This is a genomic window from Coleofasciculus sp. G2-EDA-02, from assembly GCF_040226375.1.
GTDB lineage: Bacteria > Cyanobacteriota > Cyanobacteriia > Cyanobacteriales > Coleofasciculaceae > Coleofasciculus.
Window position 1 is genome coordinate 38,396 of record NZ_JAVKEW010000209.1, and the last position, 20,185, is coordinate 58,580.

Below are 20,185 nucleotides of genomic sequence, written 5' to 3' on the forward strand. Positions count from 1 at the left end.
GTTAATTGTGTTTCTTCCATCTACAACGGATGCGTGAAGCGGAGCTTGTCTAAAGATTTTATGTCTCCACAGACGAATGAAGACTATCTTGCCTTACTCAGGCAAGGGGTGGAGGTATGGAATGCGTGGAAGGCACACCACCCCGATATCCGACCCAATCTCTGCTTTGCTACGGGCAAGGGCTTTGCCATCCAAGGGGCAAAACTCAGTGGCGTGGATTTGAGTCGGGCAAACCTGAGTCAGGCAGATTTGAGTAAAGCGGATCTGACTGGTGCGAACCTCAGCGAAGCATTTTTGAGTGAGGCATATTTGAGTCAGGCAGATTTGATTGGTGCGAACCTCACGGCGGCAGATCTCAGAGGTGCTGATTTAATTAGTGCTAACCTGATTGGTGCGAACCTGAATAACATCTATCTGAGTGGCGCCGATTTGACTAAAGCCAACCTCAGTGGTGCTGATTTAGTTGGGGCAAAACTGATTGGCGCTAAGTTGAGTGGAACTAATCTCAGTGGTGCAAATCTGAGTGGGGCGAATCTCAGTGGTGCCCACCTTGTCGGTGCGAATCTCAGGGGGGCAAATCTTAAGGAAGCCTATTGCTCTCAAGCCAATCTTCGGGGTGCCAATCTACAACGCTGCAAAGCCCTCAATACCGATTTTCACCAAGCCATATTCACCGCCGCCTGTCTGGAAGACTGGCACATCAATAGCGGGACGAATTTAGCTGAGGTGATTTGTGAGTACATTTATTTACAAACCGATCAAAACGAACGCCGTCCCCATCAGGGAATTTTTGCCCTTGGAGAATTCACGAGGATTTTTCAAGTCCCCTTAGAAACTGTCAATTTAATTTTCCGCAATGGTATTGATTGGCAAGCATTCTTTGCCGCCTTCCAAGCCTGTCAAGCCCAGGATGGCAGTAACATCCTCACGATTCAATCCTTAGAAAATCGCCCTGATGGGGTATTAACCATCCGGATTGCCATCGATAGGAATGGCAATCGGATTGAGGTTGAGCATTTCCTCAATCGTGAGTACGATGCCCAAATCCAAGCGATCGATAAAGACTATCGTTATCAGTTAAAGGCGAAATATGAGCAAGTCGCTGCCTATCGTCAGCAGAGTGCCAATTTAACTGAGATTTTGCAACGGTTGGCAGAGAGAACCGTGAATCAGAGTCAAACGATTAATGTAGAGGCAAGACGCTTAGTTGAACCCCTAACCTCTAACCAGCCAGATCAGGGTGAGTCCGGGGAAAATTGCCTGTCTCTTAACTGTGCGATCGCACCCCCTTATACCCTAGAACAAAAGCAACGACTGACCAATACCGCGACCAAAATTCAAAAGTTACTCCAACAACTCGATCAAACCTATCCCACGAATACACCTCTGGAAAAACAGCGGGTGGTTCTTCAGGTACTGGAGAGGATTGAGAATAATCCGATCCTGAAAGCTTCTGTCGTTGAAGGCTTAAAAAACGTGCCGAGTCAGGTATTAAAAGAGTTGATTAATCATCCTTTAGTCAATGTGCTTCTGGCAGCGTTAGAAGAATATCAGTAAAACCAATTTATAAACGAAACTTTTTGATTATTTTTTGCGTCCCTTGAGACTAGATGAATGATTAACTTAAAGGCTGATTCATGTTTTCAAAAAAATCGAACAAGAGAAAACCCCGGTGGATGTCTCTAGCTTCATTGACATTACTGCTGATAGTGGGCAATTTAACGATGACTGGATGCGGACTGGTAAAACCCATCAATAAATCTACGCAACCAGAAATAAAAAATCAGCTAACTGAGAAAGACTCAGCCACAGATACTGATCAAGATGCTGAGGAAGAAAAAACCGAGGCAGAAAAACAGTATGAAGCCGAAGGGATAGACACAATTGATGATGATGATCCTGAATGATTCTCAATCCGGATTGACTACCTCCTTTTGTGCTACCCTCCAAAATATGGAGAGTCAGCATAACTACAGTAACCTAGCAACCACCCTGCGCGATCGCAGAGTTCGCCTCGCCCAGCTTATCGATTTCCCTGTCATTCTCTGGGCGGGAGGTTCCCATCCACGCAATTTTCCGGCAAATCCGTTCCCGTTTCGCGCCAGTAGTCATTTTCTCTACTTTGCAGGTTTACCTCTAGAGGGCGCCGTCATTTATCTCAAAGATAGCAGGTTAGAACTATTTCTCGATGAACCCTCGCCAGCTAGTACCCTTTGGCATGGCGAAATGCCCAAACCAGAGGAAATAGCCCAAAGAATCGGTGCTGATGCAGCTTTTCCTGTCTCAGAATTAGCATCGAGGACAGCCGATGCAGCAACTCTGGCGGTGCAAGATGTGATAACCTATCAGCAGCAAGGGCAACTGTTAAATCGATTCGTCGCCCCTGCTAACGCCCCAGAAGGAATTGACCGCGAATTAGCCAAAGCCATTGTCTCTTTGCGACTGTGCCACGATGCTGAAGCATTATCGGAGTTACGTAAAGCCGCCGCCGTGACGGTAGCTGCTCATAAAGCGGGAATGCAGGCAATTGGGGGTAGAGACGTTGCGGCGGAACCTCTCTACGAAGCCACAATCCGGGGGGCGATGGAAGGAGTAATTCTTGCCCACAATATGAGTTGCGCTTATGGCAGTATTGTCACGGTTCATGGGGAGGTGTTGCACAATGAACATTATCACCACCCCTTGCAACCTGGAGATTTACTTCTGGCAGATGTGGGGGCGGAAACGGATAGGGGATGGGCAGCAGATGTGACTCGCACCTTCCCGGTAACGGGAAAGTTTTCGCCGACGCAGCGTGATATTTACGACTGTGTTTTAGCCGCTCATAATGCTTGTATTGAGAAAGTTCATCCGGGTGTAGAATATCGCGACATTCATCTATTAGCTGCTGCAACCATTACTCAAGGATTAGTGGATTTAGGCATTTTGCGGGGACAGGTTTCGGATTTAGTGGAACAGGATGCTCATGCTTTGTTCTTTCCTCATGGCGTTGGGCATCTACTGGGTTTAGATGTCCATGATATGGAAGATTTAGGGGATTTAGCCGGGTATGCAGAAAATCGAGTCAGGAGCAATCGCTTTGGCTTAGGGTTTCTGCGACTTGATCGACTCTTGCAACCGGGAATGCTGGTTACAATTGAACCTGGATTCTATCAAGTTCCAGCTATTTTAAATGATCCAGAACGACGCGCCAAGTATCAGGATGTGGTTAATTGGGATCGTTTAGCTCAGTTTGCTGATGTGCGCGGGATTCGGATAGAGAATGATGTTTTAGTCACTCAAGAGGGTAGCGAAGTCTTCACCGCCGCCTTACCAACTGATGCAGATGCAATTGAAAAACTGATGATATCAAGTTAACCCCCCTGTGGGGGAAGCATCCCGTTTTGGAAAAAGCATTACCCAAAGCAACGGCACTGCAAGGGTTTCAGTCTCTTTAAAACAGCTAACGTGCCAAATTGGGATGCTCCCCCTGTGGGATGTGGGGTGTGGGGTGAGTTGGGCTGACTGAAAATGGTGCAGGATCTCAGTCTAAACTAAAGTTAAGGGTTTTGACTTATACCATTGAGGCATCCATGGGTTCGCCTAATTACATTTATCCTCCGCCTAACTACCGCTTTGATCCTCCTACTGCTCACGGCTGTAAAAAGTTATATTGTAGGGGCGGGTTTAGCCACTAAAGTAAGCTTCTCACCGATAACTAAGCAACAAAACCCGCCCTTATTCAATTGTAGTGGAGTGGCGTGGTACACCTACTTTGATAGATTAGATTGGGTTCGTAGTGAGGGCATTGGTTCTTAGATTATGTTGGGTTTGCTAGCGTCAACCCAACCTACAATTTATTCCACCATTTTAGCTGTGCCACGCCAGTAGTGGCAGGTTTAGCCACTTCCCTCAAACATCGGTTCAGTAGTCGAATTATCTACTGAAATGTCTAAAAAATGGTGACATAAAAGACCCAAAAATATCATACCATTATGAGTTAAACTAAGGGCGGGTTTTGTTGGAAATTTATCGGTAGATACTAAAATTAAATGGCTCAACCCGCCCCTAAAATTGACTTTTGTAGAGACGTAGCATGCTACGTCTCTACATGAATCCGTCAACCTGGGTTATATTATAGAATAAGCCCGAATCAGTCCCAATGGAGTAGCCCCCTGTGGTACAGGATATTGAAGCGTTGCTGGATAATATCTATAATTCTTTTACTCCAATGCCGCTTCCCGTCGGTGATGCCAAATATGTCGAATGTCGGGAGGTGCGGGGTGATGTTGAGATTCAACAAGATTTAGGGAAAAGTATTCGGCGATCGCGAGAGTTAACCTGTCAGTTGTATTCTGGGTATCGTGGCGCAGGTAAAACAACTGAACTGTATCGACTCCAGACGTATCTGGAACAGAAAAACTGCTTTGTTGTCTATTTTGCGGCTGACGAAGAGGATATCAGTCTGCAAGATGTTCAATACACAGATATATTACTCGCTTGCACCCGCCATTTACTCGCCCAGCTTACACAAGCTGATTCTACACCCATCGCCAACTGGCTGCGCGATCGCTATCAGGATCTGAAAGACTTTTGGTTAACTGAGGTGAATCTGGAAAAGCTGACGATTGAAGCCCAATTAAATCAGTTTGCCAAGCTAACAGCGGCGATTCGTACTGAACCCAGTCAACGTCAGCAAATTCGCGAGAAAGTAGAACCCCATACTGAAACCTTACTTAAAGCACTCAATACGTTTATTGCCGATGCTACAAAGAAATTACCGAATGGCAAAACCCAATTAGTGATTATTGCGGATAACTTAGATCGAATAGTCCCTATTTTTCGCGAGAATGGGCGCAGCAATCATGAAGAAATTTTTCTGGATCGTCATGAACAGCTTAAAGCCTTAGATTGCCATATTGTTTATACTGTCCCCATTTCCATGATTTATTCCCGGTGGGCGACAGATTTAAAGGATAACTATGGCATTCCCCAAGTTTTGCCATCGGTAATGGTACAGTGGCAAGATGGCAGTTTATATGAACCCGGTATTGCCAAGCTGAAAGAAACGATTAAACGTCGTATCGAACCCCACACAGATTTAGATTTAGAAACCAAAATCTTTGCATCGCCAGACGTGCTTGAACAGCTTTGTCGCATGAGTGGTGGTTATATGCGAGATTTAATCCAACTGGCGCAAGAAGCAACGAATCGAACGGATCAATTACCCATCTCAGCGCGGGCGGTGCAACGGGCAATTGCGGAACTACGAGACGTTTATCAAAGGGCGGTGGAAGAGGATCAATGGCAGATTCTCGCCCAGGTTTATAAGAGTAAGGAGATTGGCAATGATAACCTGCACCGGAGTTTATTATTCAACCGTTGCTTACTGGAATATCGCTATATTAATCAGCAAGGAGAAAAGCACACCTGGTATGATGTTCACCCTTTAATATTGGAATTATCCAAGTTTAAAGATGCCTTGAATAAAGTGGATGATGCCAATCGCGCCTGATTTATTACCACAAGAAACCTTTGATGAAGTCTACCGTAGTCTGTTCCGGGCGCTGCGGCGGAAGAAGGGATTTGGTTTATTTTTTGTGGTGCAATCTGATTATCGTCAGGTGAATCAAACTATTGAGAAACTGCGGCGAGATTTACCCCAGAAAAAAATATCCCTGTTGCTGATTAAGCGGGAAACCCAAAAACTTTATGACCAAATTGCTGAACAAAGACAAGCAGAAGGCTTTGATATTTTAGTGATTCGGGGGATAGAACAGGCGTTATATGAGTATGAAGATACCAAACGCCTCAGTGGTTGGAGTTCTACGGAAATCTATACCTATAGTTGGAAAGGTGTGCCGCCGATTTTAAGTCATTTAAACCAACAGAGAGAACGGTTTGGTACAGATTTTCCCTGTAGTTTTGTCTTTGTTGTCTCTTCCTTTGTCCTGAACTATTTTATTCAGCGGGCACCGGATTTCTTTGACTGGCGATCGGGGTTATTTCATTTTCCGTTAACGGAGGAAGAACGACAAGTTAAACTAGAAAAATTATCGACAGGTAACTTGAATAAATATTTAAACCTGGCTCCAGAAGAACGTGTGATTAAAAGTTTAGAATTAAAAAATTTAATTGACGAAAGCAGCAACAGTTCAGAAACTACAGCCAAGTTATTTTTTGAGAATGGTTTATTATTTTTGAGCGGCAAGCACTATGATAAAGCAATTGTTAATTTTGATAGTGCGCTTAAAATTAATCCCCAGCACGAAAAAATATTGTTAACTAAAACATTAAGCTTGATAATTCTGGAAAGATATGAAGAAGCTATTACTGATTTACACACAAATATTAAACTTAAAAGCAATAACTTCTTGATATGGAGTTTGTATGGTTTTTTGTTAATGTGCATGGGAAGATTTGAAGAATCTCTAGCTAGTTATGACCAAGCCATTACTCTCAATTCTGATGACTATGATGTCTGGAAGAATCGTGGCATAGTATTAAGCGAGCTAGAGCGGTATGAGGAAGCGATTGCCAGTTATGAACAAGCTATTTCTCTCAATTCTCATGATTATGAAGTCTGGAAAAATCGCGGCATAGTATTATGGGAGCTAGAGCAATATGAGAAAGCAATTGCCAGTTATGAACAAGCTATTGCTCTCAATTCTGATGACTATATGGTCTGGACAAATCGCGGCATCGCATTAGGATATATAGAGCAATACGAAGAAGCAATTGCTAGTTATGACCAAGCAATTAATCTCAATTCTGATGACTATATGGTCTGGCATATGTGGGGTGTAGCCTTAGGAAAGCTAGAGCGATACGAGGAAGCAATTTCCAGTTTTGACCAAGCTATTGCTCTTAATTCTCATGATTATGAAGTCTGGAAAAATCACGGTATAGTATTATGTGAGCTAGAGCAATATGAGAAAGCAATTTCCAGTTATGACCAAGCAATTACTCTCAATTCTGATGACTATATGGTCTGGAATATTCGCGGCATAACCTTAGGAAAGCTAGAGCGATACGAGGAAGCAATTTCCAGTTTTGACCAAGCTATTGCTCTCAATTCTCATGATTATGCAATCTGGAGTAATCGGGGTGTAGCACTAGGAGAGCTTGAACGATACGAGGAAGCAATTTCCAGTTTTGACCAAGCCATTAGTCTCAATTCTAATGACTATAAAACCTGGGAAAATCGCGGACTAATATTAGGAGATCTGGAACGATACGAGGAAGCTATTGAAGATTACAAAAAGGTGATTTGCATTAAGCCAAAATTTATATCTGCTTACAATAGAATGAGTTGTATTTACTACAAGCAAAAGCATTGGTCGCTTGCTGTTGATTGCCTAATTAGAGCTACTCTATTGAATCCCGAAGGAGATTCTGTATTGTGGAATAATTTGGGATTCCTTTATCTCATTAAAAATAAGCCCCAAAAAGCCAAGTCTTATCTTCATCGTTCACTTCAGATGCAACGTAACTCTTTTCTACCTATTTTTAATCTGGCATTGGTTCATGTCATTAGCAATAAATTCAAAGAAACCAAAAGACTTATACGGAAAAGCTTAAATTATTGTCAGGGTGAGGATACTCAAGAAAAACTCTACATCGCTCTCTCCACAATAGCACTGGGTCAAAAACAAGACGGACTGCAAAACCTGCAAGATATTCTCCGCACTCTAACTAACCCTTCAGAAATCGGTGTCATTCGTGGCGGCGTTCTAGAATCTGCTGAAATATTAGCCCGCTACCCCTCTCAATTTCCAGGGATTGACCAAGCATTAGCTATGCTCAAACAAACTTTACACTTGGAAACGAAAAATCAGACATGAGATAATACAAATCTGGGTTGACTACCCCTTTATATCGCAACCGCCATAGCGGTTAGGACACATCATACCAAATCCGCCTTTATTACCCCCTTTTGCCACGGCGATTGAAATCGCTGCTACACAAACTTTCGTCCGCCTGCGCGGACTGGTTTATAACGGGGGTAGCTAACCCGGATTTGGTATCATTTGGTAGAGATGTTCCGCCGGAACGTCTGGAACAACAGTTCCCTTGTCCTAATCGATGTGTCTACTGCTATAATCGCCACGGCAATTTTGATCACCTACCATTCCAGCTAGCAATCATAAAAAACCGTGGAACCCTTTAGAGTCCCACGATGTTTGGCATGAGGAGTCTTCAACTGTTACTTTGATTCTAAAATCTCCTCATCTCTGAACTCGCCCTCGTAACCGTTTTAGTAACGAGATGTGAGAAAAAGTTATATTTTGCCGATTGTTGATCATCCCCTACACCCTTGTCTCTTACTCTTCTGGTGTAGGCGGTGAATCAGGTACAGACTCAAGCTGTTCTATCGGTTGGGGAGGCGAGAAGCGATCGCGCATTTGTTTGAACGCTTGGGGATTGAGTAGCCACTGGGCGATAAATACAGCAGCGCCAGCCGATAGAATAATCACAAGTATCCCAAAAACTCCGATGATGATTTTGAACCAATCCTGACTAGAGGATACCGTTTCAACGTCTATGGGTTCCGAAACATCCTCTTCCTCCTCAGCAACAGGTTCCTCTGTGGCTGGCAATTCAGTCTCTAACTCGATAGTCGGGGCATTTTTTTCCAGTTGTAGTCCTCCCAAATTCAAAACCACTGGATATTGAGGAGAAACAGCACAATAGGAGAGAACAACGGAAGCATTATCATAACCATTCCGTTGATTTGCCTGATCAACGAGAAACTTTGCCGCTGCTTCTAGGGATAGCTTGCCACTAAACACATCTTTGGCGAAATCCCCATAAATAGACTCCAGCCAGTTATTATCACTTACCCCATCAGAACAGAGCAACAGTAAACCATCTTCCTCTAAAATGAAGCGGCGTACATGGGGATAGAGAGACTCCGCCTCCTTGGTTCCTATCGCTTGGGTCAATGCGCCAGAATCAGGGCGCTTTAAGGCATGGCGGTACAAACTGCGACCCATCCTAACTTCCCGCGCTGCTACATCATCATCGACGGTAAGCTGTTGGCAATAGTCGGGAGTGATCCAGTAGGCACGACTATCTCCGACACTGACAATATAGAGTTCGTGACTATTGCCTTCGCTATCCGATTGAATCACCTTTTGCGGCAATTGTAGGGCGATGGTTAAGGTTGTACCCATGCGCCGTCGGGATTCTCGTTCTTGTTGGTCGTTCTTGGAGGCAATAAGATTATTGACAACTCGAACAATTGCTGATAGCTGTTGTGCCACTAAATCCGGACTCATCAGTTCCGGATCTTCGAGTAACTCAGCTAGTAATGCCCGCACCTGAATTTTCACCGACTGCATGGCGATATGGCTAGCGACTTCGCCGCCTTCATGTCCGCCAATACCATCGCAGACGATGGAGAGATGGGAAATCAGGGGATCAGGTTCTGTGGTCAAATCCGATCGCAGAGGATAGCAGCTATCCTCATTGTGGTCATGTAATGGACCTGTATCCGTGAATCCAGCTACCTCTAAACGCAGGGGTTGTTGCGAAGATTGAGCCAAAAGAAGCTGATTAAGCTGGACTGCGATCGCGTCAAAGGAGGGGTTGGGCGTTTGCATTTGCTGGGCGATGTCTCGCAGTTGAGCCGCCACCGTCACGGATGCTGTGTGACACCAGGATTCCCAACATTGTCCTAGCTGTTGCAGACTCGCCTGAGTTCGGGAGTGGGGTAGGGTTGTCGTACCTCCAGACGCACCTGTTGATGAGTCTTTTCTTTCACCTGTGACTGACAGGGGGACAGGTTGGAAATCAGTCGTCCCATTCCTAACCAGTTCCCGCAGTCGCACCCGCCAGCCTTCGACTCGCACCTGTTCGGGATCAACCAAGGTGGCGGCTACGCCTAATTCAGCTAAAGGTTGCCATAACTCTAGAATTTGCCATAACCAATAGATCTGACGTACAGGGGAGGCTTGGGACCATTGTGAAGTAATCGCTGGATAGAGTTCACCCTTATTGTCGATCGGGACATTTTCCAGCAAAATAATCGGTGTATCCGATTCAGACTCTGCCCCAGAACAAACGCCATAAACATCCGGAACGTGCAGACGATGGGGATACAGGCGTAGATAGGGGAGGAAGATGCCATTTAAGCGATCGGGAGCCTCGGGCAACTCCTCTGGGTGCAGATCCAGCCAAATTTGGGGTGCGACGACTTGATACCGTTGTGCAACAATTTCCCCCACCGGGAGCGATGCAGCCGTTGCACCCACTGCCCACAGATAACGATTAGTTTGCGGCTCTTGAGTACTCATAACCTTAAAAATACTTTAGAGATAACCCTGGAATGAATTGGCAACGGTCGCAACTCCAGTTGTGTTCAGGTCTATAGGATACATCTAAGACGATGTTAAATATTAAACCCATAAGATAAACAACAATAATAAAAACATGGCTCCGTGTCTAGAATCATTTGTCCGTTCCATAAGACTTAGCCACCGTTACCCACCATACTGTGCTAGAGACGTGCCATGGCACGTCTCTACATAAATGATTTGCCCTAACCGTTTTGGCGGTTGCTATAGAAACTTAAAACTGTAGCTGTACGCTCATCCGCTTTGAGGATGGGGAATCCTGGCGATTTAGGTTGAAAAGCCCCGCCTTCAATTAACCTGTTCGCGGGAGTCCTCACCCTCAGCGCTAGCAGGGAGTATATTCTTGTAAATTTTGCCATCTTTCATAATCACGACGAAGTTTTGGGCTGGGTCTTCAATGAGGTTAATATTCTCCAGGGGGTTACCATCCACTAACAGTAGGTCAGCCAGGGCTCCTTCTTCCACGACTCCCAGCTTGCCGGGATAGGGATTGCGAAGATCCGACATTGCCAGCAGTTGAGCATTGGCGCTGGTGGCCATTTTCAACACTTCTGCTGGGGTGTACCAGCGCACCAATTTGGCGAGTTTTGCTCCTTGGCGAGTGGCCAGCTTGGCAGAGAACAGCGTATCAGTACCCCAGGCGGTTTTGAGGTTGTACTTTTTCGCCAGCTTGTAAGCAATGTCGGTGCCCTCAGCCACTAGTAGCTGCTTTTCCCGCTTTTCTCCTTCTTTGGGGTTGGCATCTTCGTCATCCAGGAAAGGTTGTAGGCTGAGCCAGATACCCTGTTTATGCATGATTTTCGCGGTTTCCTCATCCATCAGCTGACCGTGGTCGATGCACTTGACCCCAGCCCGAATGGCTTTCTGGATGGCGCGAGGGGTATAGGCGTGAACGGTGACATAGGTGTCCCAGTCTTCCGCTGCTTCAACGGCAGCGCTGAGTTCGGCTTCGGTGTACTGGCTCACATCCAGCGGATCGTAGCTGGAGGAGACTCCACCCCCGGCGGCAAGCTTGATCTGGCTGGCTCCTTTCATCAGTTGCTCCCGAGTCGCACGGAGCACTTCCGGGACGCCATCGGCGATCGCGCCAATTCCCAGAACTTCTCCAGGGCTGAGGGGAGATGTTGGGGTTCTGGGTAGGTCTGCCGGGGTGCGATAGTCGCCATGTCCGCTAGTTTGGGAAATCATCGCGCCGCTAGGATAAATGCGCGGACCGACTACTTTTCCGGCATCTACTGCCCGCTTCAGCTTAAAAACCGGACCTGCCAGATCACGGACGCTAGTAAACCCGCGCATCAGCGTATCGGTAGCTGCTTTCTCGGCATTTTGCTCCAGCTCCCCTGGAGTCATCATATCAGGAGAGACGCTCAATTCAGGGGGGAGGGTAGCCATGTACAAATGCACATGGGCGTCGATTAGTCCCGGCATGAGCACCCGCTCCTTGCCGTTGATGTTGCCGTTGATGTGGGTCACACTCAAATATTCTGGGACGGGAATGGGATCAGTCGAAATCTTCTTAATGGTGTTGTCAACTACCAGCACGTTGGTTTTGTCAGACAGGTTTTTTGAGGTGCCGTCGAAAATACGCACATTCTCAAACAGGGTGAGGGCGTTGGTGGCAGCGCGTGGGTACTCCTGAGCCAAAGCCCATTGAGCCGTCAACCCCATGATGGCTAGGGTCAAAATTCCGATAATTAAGGCGTGACGGAAACGTGATAGTATGGATTTGCTCACTCTCTATTCCTTTAGATGAAAAACGCTATTAGCTTAACTTCCCCTAAGTTCGAGGGCAATTAAGTTTTATTGATAAAGCCAAAGATTTTTGAACTAATCGCCCAATTCTTCAACGGGTTACCGATAACGACTTGTTAGGTGACGATTCTACACAAGGCTCACTGTGACAGTGGTTAACTTCAACCAGCACATGAGAAAGAGATGGAATATAACTGAGTAATTTTTTGTAATAGTCCGGTGCTTGAGGATAATGCGTAACGAGTGAAATTGTTGCCGCTAAATGATTTTGACCAACATACCAAACGTGTAAGTCGGTCACACGATTATCAGCATCTTCCTCAATAGCGGTCATAATATCTCCCTTGATTTGCTGATCAATCGAGCCATCAAGCAAGATTGAACCCGTGTCAGTAACCAAACTATAAGACCATCTGGCAATGACTCCTCCACCGACCAAACCCACCACTGCATCCAGCCAAACCCAACCTAAAAACTTTCCAGCGAATAAGGCAACAATTGCCAAAACAGACGTTAGCGCATCTGCTAAAACGTGCAGGTAAGCAGCACGAAGATTGTGATCCCGGCTATGATGATGGTCATGACCGTGATCATGGTGATCGTGGGAGTGCTCATGATTATCTTGAAATAACCAAGCACTGACTAAATTAACGGCTAACCCAAGCATGGCGACACCGATTGCCTCATTGAACTGAATCGCTTGAGGCTGAAAAAGACGTGCTGCTGATTCAAATGCCATAACACAAGCAATTACGGCAAGTGCAACAGCACTAGCAAAGCCTCCAAGCACACTGACTTTACCTGTTCCAAAGGTGTATCTAGGGTCAGTTGCATGGTTTCGAGCATATTGATAGGCAAAGACTGTAATCCCGAATGCGGCAACATGGGTTGCCATGTGCCAACCATCCGCCAGCAACGCCATTGAACCAAAAATAGTTCCTGCCACAATTTCAGCAGTCACAATGATTGCTGTTAGAAACATTACTATCTTGGTATTTTTCTCAGCATGATACTGGTTAATAGAGAAGTCGTGAGAATGTTGCCATTGTTCAAGAGTGTGAATATGCATTAGAACTCTAGGATGTCTTGGCTTATTCTATAAATTAATGACTCCTAGAATATCAGAGGCGCGAGTCCCCCTCCAAGTAAGGCAACGAAATTACTTAACTGACCCGAGTTCGATGTAAAAAGAGATGCCAAAAACCAAGCCTGACCAAGCCTATATCAATTACTATTAATTATTGAGAATGAGTATTTTCCCACCAGACTGGCGTGCCAACTGGTACCACAGGCTAATATCTGAACGTGTTCTAAGTTTTCATACAACGACTCAGGCAGTCGCAATTGTATCGGCTTGTGGTGATGTATGCCCCTTTATAGCGAATTAAACTAGAAGAAAATTCTTTCAACCCAGGATACACTGGATTTTTATATGTCACTCAATCCTTCCCTACTTTGGCTCCTGGCAGGCTCAATGCTTTGTCTGGTGGAGCTATTTGTCCCTACGGCATTTGTCGCCTTTACCATGGGAATTAGCGCTTTAGTCGTGGCGCTGGTGGCGTTAATTATTCCCCTGTTTCCGGTACAAGTTGTGCTATGGTTGGCGCTATCCACAGCACTGGTGATTGCATCTCGCCGCATTCTCCCAGCCGCCAAGGTAGCTAAACGTCTCGATGCTGTGGAAGCTCGAACCCTGACCGAAATTCCCCCCGGAGAAACGGGACGCATCCTCTATGAAGGCAATTCTTGGCAAGCGCGTTGTGATGATGAAATGGCGGCGATCGCACCCAACCAAAAGGTTTATGTTGTCCGCCGTCAAGGTAACACACTCATTGTGGTTCCCCAGAATCTCTTACATTAAATTTTCCGTTTGAAAAACTCTGGCTATTCTTTGTCGGTGGCATATTATCAAACTTTTAGGAGGTAATAACATGGATCTATTTGCGTGGCTGATTATTTTGGTGCTTGGCGGTTCCGGGATGGCTAGCTCCATTAAGATTATCAATCAAGGGAATGAAGCATTAGTGGAACGATTGGGGAAATACAGTGGCAAAAAGCTGGAACCCGGCTTGAATCTTATGGTTCCGGTTCTGGATCGCGTCGTATTTAAGGAAACAATTCGGGAAAAAGTGCTTGACATTGCTCCCCAAAAATGCATCACTTGCGATAATGTTTCGATCAGCGTGGACGCCGTGGTCTATTGGCGGATCATGGATATGGAAAAAGCTTACTACAAGGTAGAAGATCTGCAAGCGGCAATGGTGAATTTAGTGCTGACGCAGATTCGTTCAGAAATGGGCAAACTGGAACTGGATCAAACCTTTACGGCGCGATCTGAAGTTAATGAAACCCTGCTGCGGGAACTAGATATTGCGACTGATCCCTGGGGTGTGAAAGTGACACGGGTAGAATTGCGAGACATTGTGCCTTCTAAAGCGGTACAAGACTCAATGGAGTTGCAAATGTCCGCCGAACGGCGAAAACGGGCGGCAATTCTCACCTCTGAAGGGGAACGGGAGTCGGCAGTTAATAGCGCCAGAGGGAACGCGGAAGCCCGAGTCCTCGATGCGGAAGCGCGACAAAAGGCAGCGATTTTAGACGCCGAGGCGCAGCAAAAGGCGATTGTCCTCAAAGCCCAAGCCGAACGCCAGCAGCAAGTTCTCAGGGCGCAAGCCACTTCAGAGGCGCTGCAAATTGTGGCGAAGACGCTTAAGGGTGACCCCGTTGCCCGTGATGCCCTGCAGTTCTTACTGGCACAGAATTACCTAGAGATGGGTAAAGAGATTGGCAGTAGTGATAGTAGTAAGGTGATGTTTATGGACCCCCGTGCGATTCCGGCGACGATTGAGGGGATTCGCTCCATAGTTGGCGATCGCGAACAGTTGGATTCTGAACCGTTCAATTTTGAGTCGCGCCGTAACTCTTAATTGGCTGATTGGTGATGTTAGGGTTTTCGGGTGAGCGTAGCTCACCTTTTTTTATCCGTAGATAGGAGATTTTGTATCGGTATTGTTACCATTTTTAGACAATTGAAGTAGATGCTCCGATTACTAAACCGATGTTCTAGGAGTTGTTTTATTAGCACGGCTTATCGCCTAGAACCAAGCAAAAGCATAAGTCTAATTAAACATAGGGATTACTTCTGATACTATCTGAATCAGTTAATAGAGGATTAATTATGAATTTGGTAAAGCGAAGTATCGCCGAGTTGATCGGCACGTTTTGGCTAGTTTTCGGAGGATGTGGTAGCGCTGTACTTGCCGCTGCATTTCCTTATGGTGAAGGGAGCAATCCCTTGGGTATCGGTTTGGTGGGTGTTTCCCTCGCCTTTGGTTTGACGGTGTTAACCATGGCTTACGCCGTAGGTCCGATTTCCGGGGGACACTTTAACCCGGCTGTATCCTTTGGTCTTTGGGCGGCAAAACGCTTTCCGGGGGCTGAATTACTCCCCTATATTGCCGCACAAGTTGTGGGTGCGATCGCAGCGTCCACGGTTTTGTTTGTCATTGCCAGTGGGCGAATCGGTTTTGAGATGACTGGCTCAAATCCCTTTGCCACCAATGGTTTTGGGGTTCATTCTCCGGGCGGCTATTCCCTGTTTGCCTGTTTTCTCACCGAGGTGTTGCTGACGTTCATCTTTTTGATGGTTATCTTAGGAGCAACAGATCAGCGGGCGCCTCAAGGTTTTGCTCCCATTGCTATCGGTTTAGCCTTGACGTTGATTCACTTGATTAGTATTCCTGTAACCAATACGTCGGTCAATCCAGCCCGGAGTACCGGACCTGCTATTTTTGCGGGTGTTGAACTGTTTCAGCAAGTCTGGTTATTCTGGGTTGCCCCAATTTTGGGTGCGTTAGTCGCTGGCTTTTTCTACCTCAAATTTTTCGATGACTCAGCCTCGAAAAAGACTCCAGAAGGAGATGTCGTAATGAGTAAAGAGCCAGCCTAAAGCCTGATCAGAATACAGAGACAGTTTGTCAAAGTAAGACAGAACAAAACTTGGAGTGGTTTGAAGACTCATTAATGAGCTGATTGATGATGGATCATTTTTTATATGTCATCGTTGTGGGGTGGGCTTAGCCCACCTTTTTTAAGCGTCTCAAGTTTGGAGGCAATGATTGATGAAGATAAGCCATGCTCAAATTCTAGCTGGACTTCTAGGAGTCTGTGTTGGCGATGCCTTGGGCGTACCTGTGGAATTTACCACAAGGGAGGAACGCCTGCGCGAGCCTGTAACTTCTATGCAGGGCTATGGAACCTATAATCAGCCCCCAGGAACTTGGTCAGATGACAGTTCTCTCACCTTCTGTTTAGCCGAAAGCCTCTGTCAGGGATTTTCCCTCGACGCGATCGCACAATCGTTTTGTCGTTGGCATGATCAAAACTATTGGACACCTCACGGAACGGTTTTCGATATTGGGATGACGACAGCTACAGCCCTGCGCCACCTGCGTTGGGATCAGGTTTCACCCTTAGAGTCAGGATGTACGGATGAAATGAGTAATGGCAATGGTTCACTGATGCGAATTTTACCCATGGCGTTCTATTATCAATCTCTAGAATTTCCGGAATTGATTAAAAGAGTCCATCAGGTTTCTAGCATTACTCATGCCCATCTCCGTTCTCAGATGGCATGTGGGATTTATATCAGTATAGCAATTCGATTATTAGAAGGTGATGACCCAGCGACGGCTTATTTTAAAGGAATTCAAAGAATTCAGGAACTCTATCGTCACCCCCCCTACGCCTCAGAATTGGATCAATTCACTAGAGTATTCAATGGGCAAATTGCCCAGTTATCCATGGAGGAAATTCAATCGGGAAGCTATGTTGTTCATACCTTAGAAGCCGCACTTTGGTGTTTTTTAACCAGTACATCCTATCCCAAATCTGTGTTAAAAGCGGTTAATTTAGGCTCAGATACCGATACCACGGCGGCGGTTACAGGAGGATTAGCAGGACTATATTACGGTGTCGAACAAATTCCCCAAGAATGGCGTGACCAAATTGCCCGGAAAGACGATATTGTTGACCTCGCCCAGGGTTTAGCTTCAGCTATAGCCTCGGAAAACTCAACAAAGGACAAATGACCAATGACAGGTAAAAGGGTAGAAGGAGGCAAAAGTTATATCGTATTGTAGGGGCGGGTTTAGCCATTTAATTGATGGGTATACCGATAACTTATCAACAAAACCCGCCCTCTTGTCGTTTAGATTTGAGACGAATAACCAATAACCAATGACGAATGACTAATGACGACTTTATGATAAAGATATCAATTCGGGCAATTTTGTATGGAGCGATCGCATCAGCCTGGGGATATCATTGCTCAACGGTATCGTATCCTAGCTATCTTGGGGCAAGGAGGAACGGGGACAACCTACGAGGCGCAAGATCAAAGTAATAATCAACGGGTGGCGATCAAAGAAATGTCCTTGCGCCGGCTCAAAGACTGGAAAGACTTGGATCTGTTTGAACGGGAAGCTCAAGTGCTATCTTACCTCGATCATCCAGCTATCCCCAATTACCTGGACTACTTTGAGGTGGATACCCCCCAAACCCGTTTATTTTATATTGTGCAGGAACTAGCCCCGGGGCGATCGCTGTTTGATTGGGTTCAAAGCGGCTGGCGTACCCAAGAAGATGAAATAAAGGATATCGCCATCCAAATCCTAGAAACCCTAATTTATCTTCACCACATTTCGCCCCCAATTATTCATCGCGATATCAAGCCCCAAAATATTATCCGCCGAGAGGATGGACAGGTGTTTCTTGTCGATTTTGGCTCAGTACGTCATGCTTATTGGAATCGCCGAAACCAGGGTATGACTGTGGTTGGTACTTTTGGTTACATGGCACCGGAACAAGATCGAGGACAAGCCTATCCCGCCTCTGATTTGTATGGTTTAGCTGCTACCTTACTGTTTCTACTCACTCACCGTTCCCCCGCCGATTTACCCCAGAAACGGTTAAAACTTGACTTTCGTTCTCGTGTGAATGTGTCGCCAGAGTTTGCCGACTGGCTGGACAAAATGTTAGAACCCGTGGTGGAGGATCGATTCCTCTCCGCTCGGGCAGCCTTAAACGCTTTGCAAAATCCCAAAACCCTGATCCAGCCTGTAGTAGAACATCGCCGTCGTCCAGCAGGAAGTCAGATTACATTGAGCGCCACAAACGAACAGTTAGAACTTACCATTCCGCCGGCTGGGTTTAGGGGAACGGGTGGGTATTTGAATCCTGTGGCATGGAGTTTGCTCTTAATTCCAACCACATTACTAGCCTTTTTCGCGATCGCTATCCCAAATCACCTTTATCGGATGATCCTGGTGATCCGTCCCTGGCTCTTTGTTGGGGCATACATCAGTCTTATCTTTATACTACATGATCTATCGGTGTTAAATATTCTGTTGCGTGCAGCCAGCCACATTCAACTCACGATTAACCCAAAAAACTTTCAGTTACAGTGGAGGCTACTGGGGTTCAAAAAAACGATTCAGGGACGAACCGCAGATATTAACTGGATCGAAATTATTACCCAGTATACCGAAAAAACCAAGTTAACCAAAACATCCGAACGGTATAAAATACCTGTACGCAAATGCCGACTTTTTACCCAAATGTCCCATCAACGAATTGAATTTGCCCAGTTCATCTCTCAACGGGAACGGGAATGGGTGGTTGAGGAAGTAACCACCTTTATGAAACACCTGCATCAGCGTTATCCTCACCTGAAACCGGAGGATGATTATGAACGGACATAATCCAGGAGATTGTATCGCTGAACGTTATCAGATTATCAATATTCTGGGTAGTGGGGGAACGGGGACAACCTACGCCGCGCAAGACCAAAAAACGGGTCAAAAGGTGGCACTCAAAGCGTTGTCTTTAGTAGGTATGACGGACTGGAAAGTCTTGGAACTCTTTGAACGTGAAGCCAAAGTTCTCTCCCGTTTAAATCATCCGGCAATTCCCAAGTATTTGGATTATTTTCAGGTCGAAACACCCCAGAATCGCTGTTTCTATCTTGTCCAAGAATTAGCTCTTGGAACGTCTCTATCCCTATTAGTCAAACAAGGATGGCAACCGGATGAGGTTAAAGTTCTCAAAATTGCCAGACAAATTTTGGAAATTCTCGACTATCTCCATAATTTGACGCCTCCCATTATTCATCGAGATATTAACCCCCAAAATATTATTCTGGATCAAAAAGGAAATGTATTTTTAGTTGATTTTGGGGCAGTACAAAATGTTTATCGGAACACTCTGACTCAAGGAAGTACAGTTGTCGGAACCTATGGATACATGGCACCCGAACAGTTTCGAGGACAAGGGTATATTACGTCTGACTTGTACGGTTTAGGGGCAACATTATTATTTTTAGTGACTCATAGTTCTCCAGGCAATTTACCTCAACGCCGCCTCAAGATTGATTTTCGCGCTCAGGTACAGTCAGAAGAATTAGCGAACTGGTTAGAGAAAATGCTCGAACCCGTTGCTGAAGATCGATTTGCTTCGGCTCAGGAGGCTTTAATTGCCTTACAGGGTGAAATCGCTGATCAAAATTCATTCATTGAGCCGCCTGTATCAATAAGTAATCGTATCTTCTTGGAAAAACACCGTGACTATATCCTTGTAGATATTCCATTCTTATCATGGTATGTGGTGGTGGGTTCCCTAATAGTATTTATTGGACTAATTTGTGTGTTGCCTTTTATAATCGCCATCCTACCCTTATTAATCGTCATTCGGGACAAGTTTCTCAGTCACATCTACTTAAAAATTGATAAAAAAACTTTTCAGTTGCAGTGGCAAATACTGGGATTAAGATATTGGCGCAAGGGACGAACGGCAGATATTGACAGACTGGAGATAGACATTCGCTACAATTCAAACGGTCAACCCATTCGGTCTTGTGCTATTGTCGAAGGGGTTCGCACTCATCGTTTCGGTAAATATCTTAAGTTAAGCGAGAAGGATTGGCTAGTGCAAGAGTTGAATGGTTTTTTGGAACAGTTGCGTTCTTGAATATCGTCATTGTTCATTCGTCATTTGCTTCCCCAGATCGCCATAGCGGTTAGGACACATCATTTTGTTCC

15 protein-coding genes are annotated in these 20,185 nt (G+C 45.6%); 12 read left to right on the forward strand and 3 right to left on the reverse strand.

Going from position 1 to position 20,185, the window contains the following annotated elements; genetic code table 11:
- Positions 1-60: 60 nt before the first annotated feature.
- The 6 genes from RLO19_RS24685 to RLO19_RS24710 all read left to right on the forward strand — a co-directional run bounded on the left by RLO19_RS24685 (position 61) and on the right by RLO19_RS24710 (position 7,823).
- Positions 61-1,557: a pentapeptide repeat-containing protein gene (locus tag RLO19_RS24685; protein ID WP_446360041.1), complete on the forward strand. Its 1,497-nt coding sequence runs from the start codon at positions 61-63 to the stop codon at positions 1,555-1,557.
- Between the two features lie 167 nt (positions 1,558-1,724).
- Positions 1,725-1,907, forward strand: a complete 183-nt coding sequence (locus tag RLO19_RS24690; RefSeq protein WP_446360042.1) for a hypothetical protein — start codon at positions 1,725-1,727, stop codon at positions 1,905-1,907.
- Positions 1,908-1,953: 46 nt separating this feature from the next.
- Positions 1,954-3,357, forward strand: coding sequence for an aminopeptidase P family protein (locus RLO19_RS24695; RefSeq protein WP_446360066.1), 1,404 nt, complete (start codon positions 1,954-1,956; stop codon positions 3,355-3,357).
- 204 nt (positions 3,358-3,561) lie between these two features.
- Positions 3,562-3,798, forward strand: a complete 237-nt coding sequence (locus RLO19_RS24700; protein ID WP_446360043.1) for a hypothetical protein — start codon at positions 3,562-3,564, stop codon at positions 3,796-3,798.
- 412 nt (positions 3,799-4,210) lie between these two features.
- Positions 4,211-5,494 carry an ATP-binding protein gene (locus RLO19_RS24705; protein WP_446360067.1) on the forward strand — a complete coding sequence of 428 codons (1,284 nt, stop codon included), beginning with the start codon at positions 4,211-4,213 and terminating at the stop codon, positions 5,492-5,494.
- Positions 5,475-7,823, forward strand: a complete 2,349-nt coding sequence (locus tag RLO19_RS24710) for a tetratricopeptide repeat protein (RefSeq protein WP_446360044.1) — start codon at positions 5,475-5,477, stop codon at positions 7,821-7,823. The genes RLO19_RS24705 and RLO19_RS24710 overlap by 20 nt, the downstream gene beginning before the upstream one ends.
- A gap of 480 nt (positions 7,824-8,303) precedes the next feature.
- Here RLO19_RS24710 and RLO19_RS24715 read toward each other — a convergent pair whose 3' ends face one another.
- The 3 genes from RLO19_RS24715 to dmeF form a co-directional block, all read right to left on the reverse strand.
- Positions 8,304-10,277, reverse strand: a complete 1,974-nt coding sequence (locus RLO19_RS24715; protein WP_446360045.1) for a PP2C family protein-serine/threonine phosphatase — start codon at positions 10,275-10,277, stop codon at positions 8,304-8,306.
- Positions 10,278-10,625: 348 nt separating this feature from the next.
- Entirely contained in the window at positions 10,626-12,005 is a 1,380-nt protein-coding gene (locus RLO19_RS24720) for an amidohydrolase family protein (RefSeq protein ID WP_446360068.1), read from the reverse strand.
- A 175-nt stretch (positions 12,006-12,180) separates the two neighbouring features.
- The gene (gene dmeF, locus RLO19_RS24725; protein WP_446360046.1) at positions 12,181-13,158 is read right to left on the reverse strand and encodes a CDF family Co(II)/Ni(II) efflux transporter DmeF; all 978 of its coding nucleotides are present in this window, start codon (positions 13,156-13,158) and stop codon (positions 12,181-12,183) included.
- Positions 13,159-13,521: 363 nt separating this feature from the next.
- Between dmeF and RLO19_RS24730 the strand changes: the two genes are divergently transcribed.
- The 6 genes from RLO19_RS24730 (at position 13,522) to RLO19_RS24755 (ending at position 20,114) form a co-directional block, all read left to right on the forward strand.
- Positions 13,522-13,950 (forward strand): NfeD family protein, encoded by a 429-nt coding sequence (locus RLO19_RS24730; RefSeq protein ID WP_446360047.1) that lies wholly within the window; start codon positions 13,522-13,524, stop codon positions 13,948-13,950.
- A 70-nt stretch (positions 13,951-14,020) separates the two neighbouring features.
- Positions 14,021-15,016 (forward strand): SPFH domain-containing protein, encoded by a 996-nt coding sequence (locus RLO19_RS24735; RefSeq protein WP_446360048.1) that lies wholly within the window; start codon positions 14,021-14,023, stop codon positions 15,014-15,016.
- Between the two features lie 251 nt (positions 15,017-15,267).
- Complete coding sequence (gene aqpZ, locus RLO19_RS24740; protein ID WP_446360049.1) at positions 15,268-16,038, forward strand: aquaporin Z; 771 nt, start codon at positions 15,268-15,270, stop codon at positions 16,036-16,038.
- A 172-nt stretch (positions 16,039-16,210) separates the two neighbouring features.
- Positions 16,211-17,179, forward strand: coding sequence for an ADP-ribosylglycohydrolase family protein (locus tag RLO19_RS24745; RefSeq protein ID WP_446360050.1), 969 nt, complete (start codon positions 16,211-16,213; stop codon positions 17,177-17,179).
- A 204-nt stretch (positions 17,180-17,383) separates the two neighbouring features.
- Positions 17,384-18,850: a serine/threonine protein kinase gene (locus tag RLO19_RS24750; protein ID WP_446360051.1), complete on the forward strand. Its 1,467-nt coding sequence runs from the start codon at positions 17,384-17,386 to the stop codon at positions 18,848-18,850.
- The gene (locus RLO19_RS24755) at positions 18,837-20,114 is read left to right on the forward strand and encodes a serine/threonine protein kinase (protein ID WP_446360052.1); all 1,278 of its coding nucleotides are present in this window, start codon (positions 18,837-18,839) and stop codon (positions 20,112-20,114) included. The genes RLO19_RS24750 and RLO19_RS24755 overlap by 14 nt, the downstream gene beginning before the upstream one ends.
- Positions 20,115-20,185 lie beyond the last annotated feature (71 nt).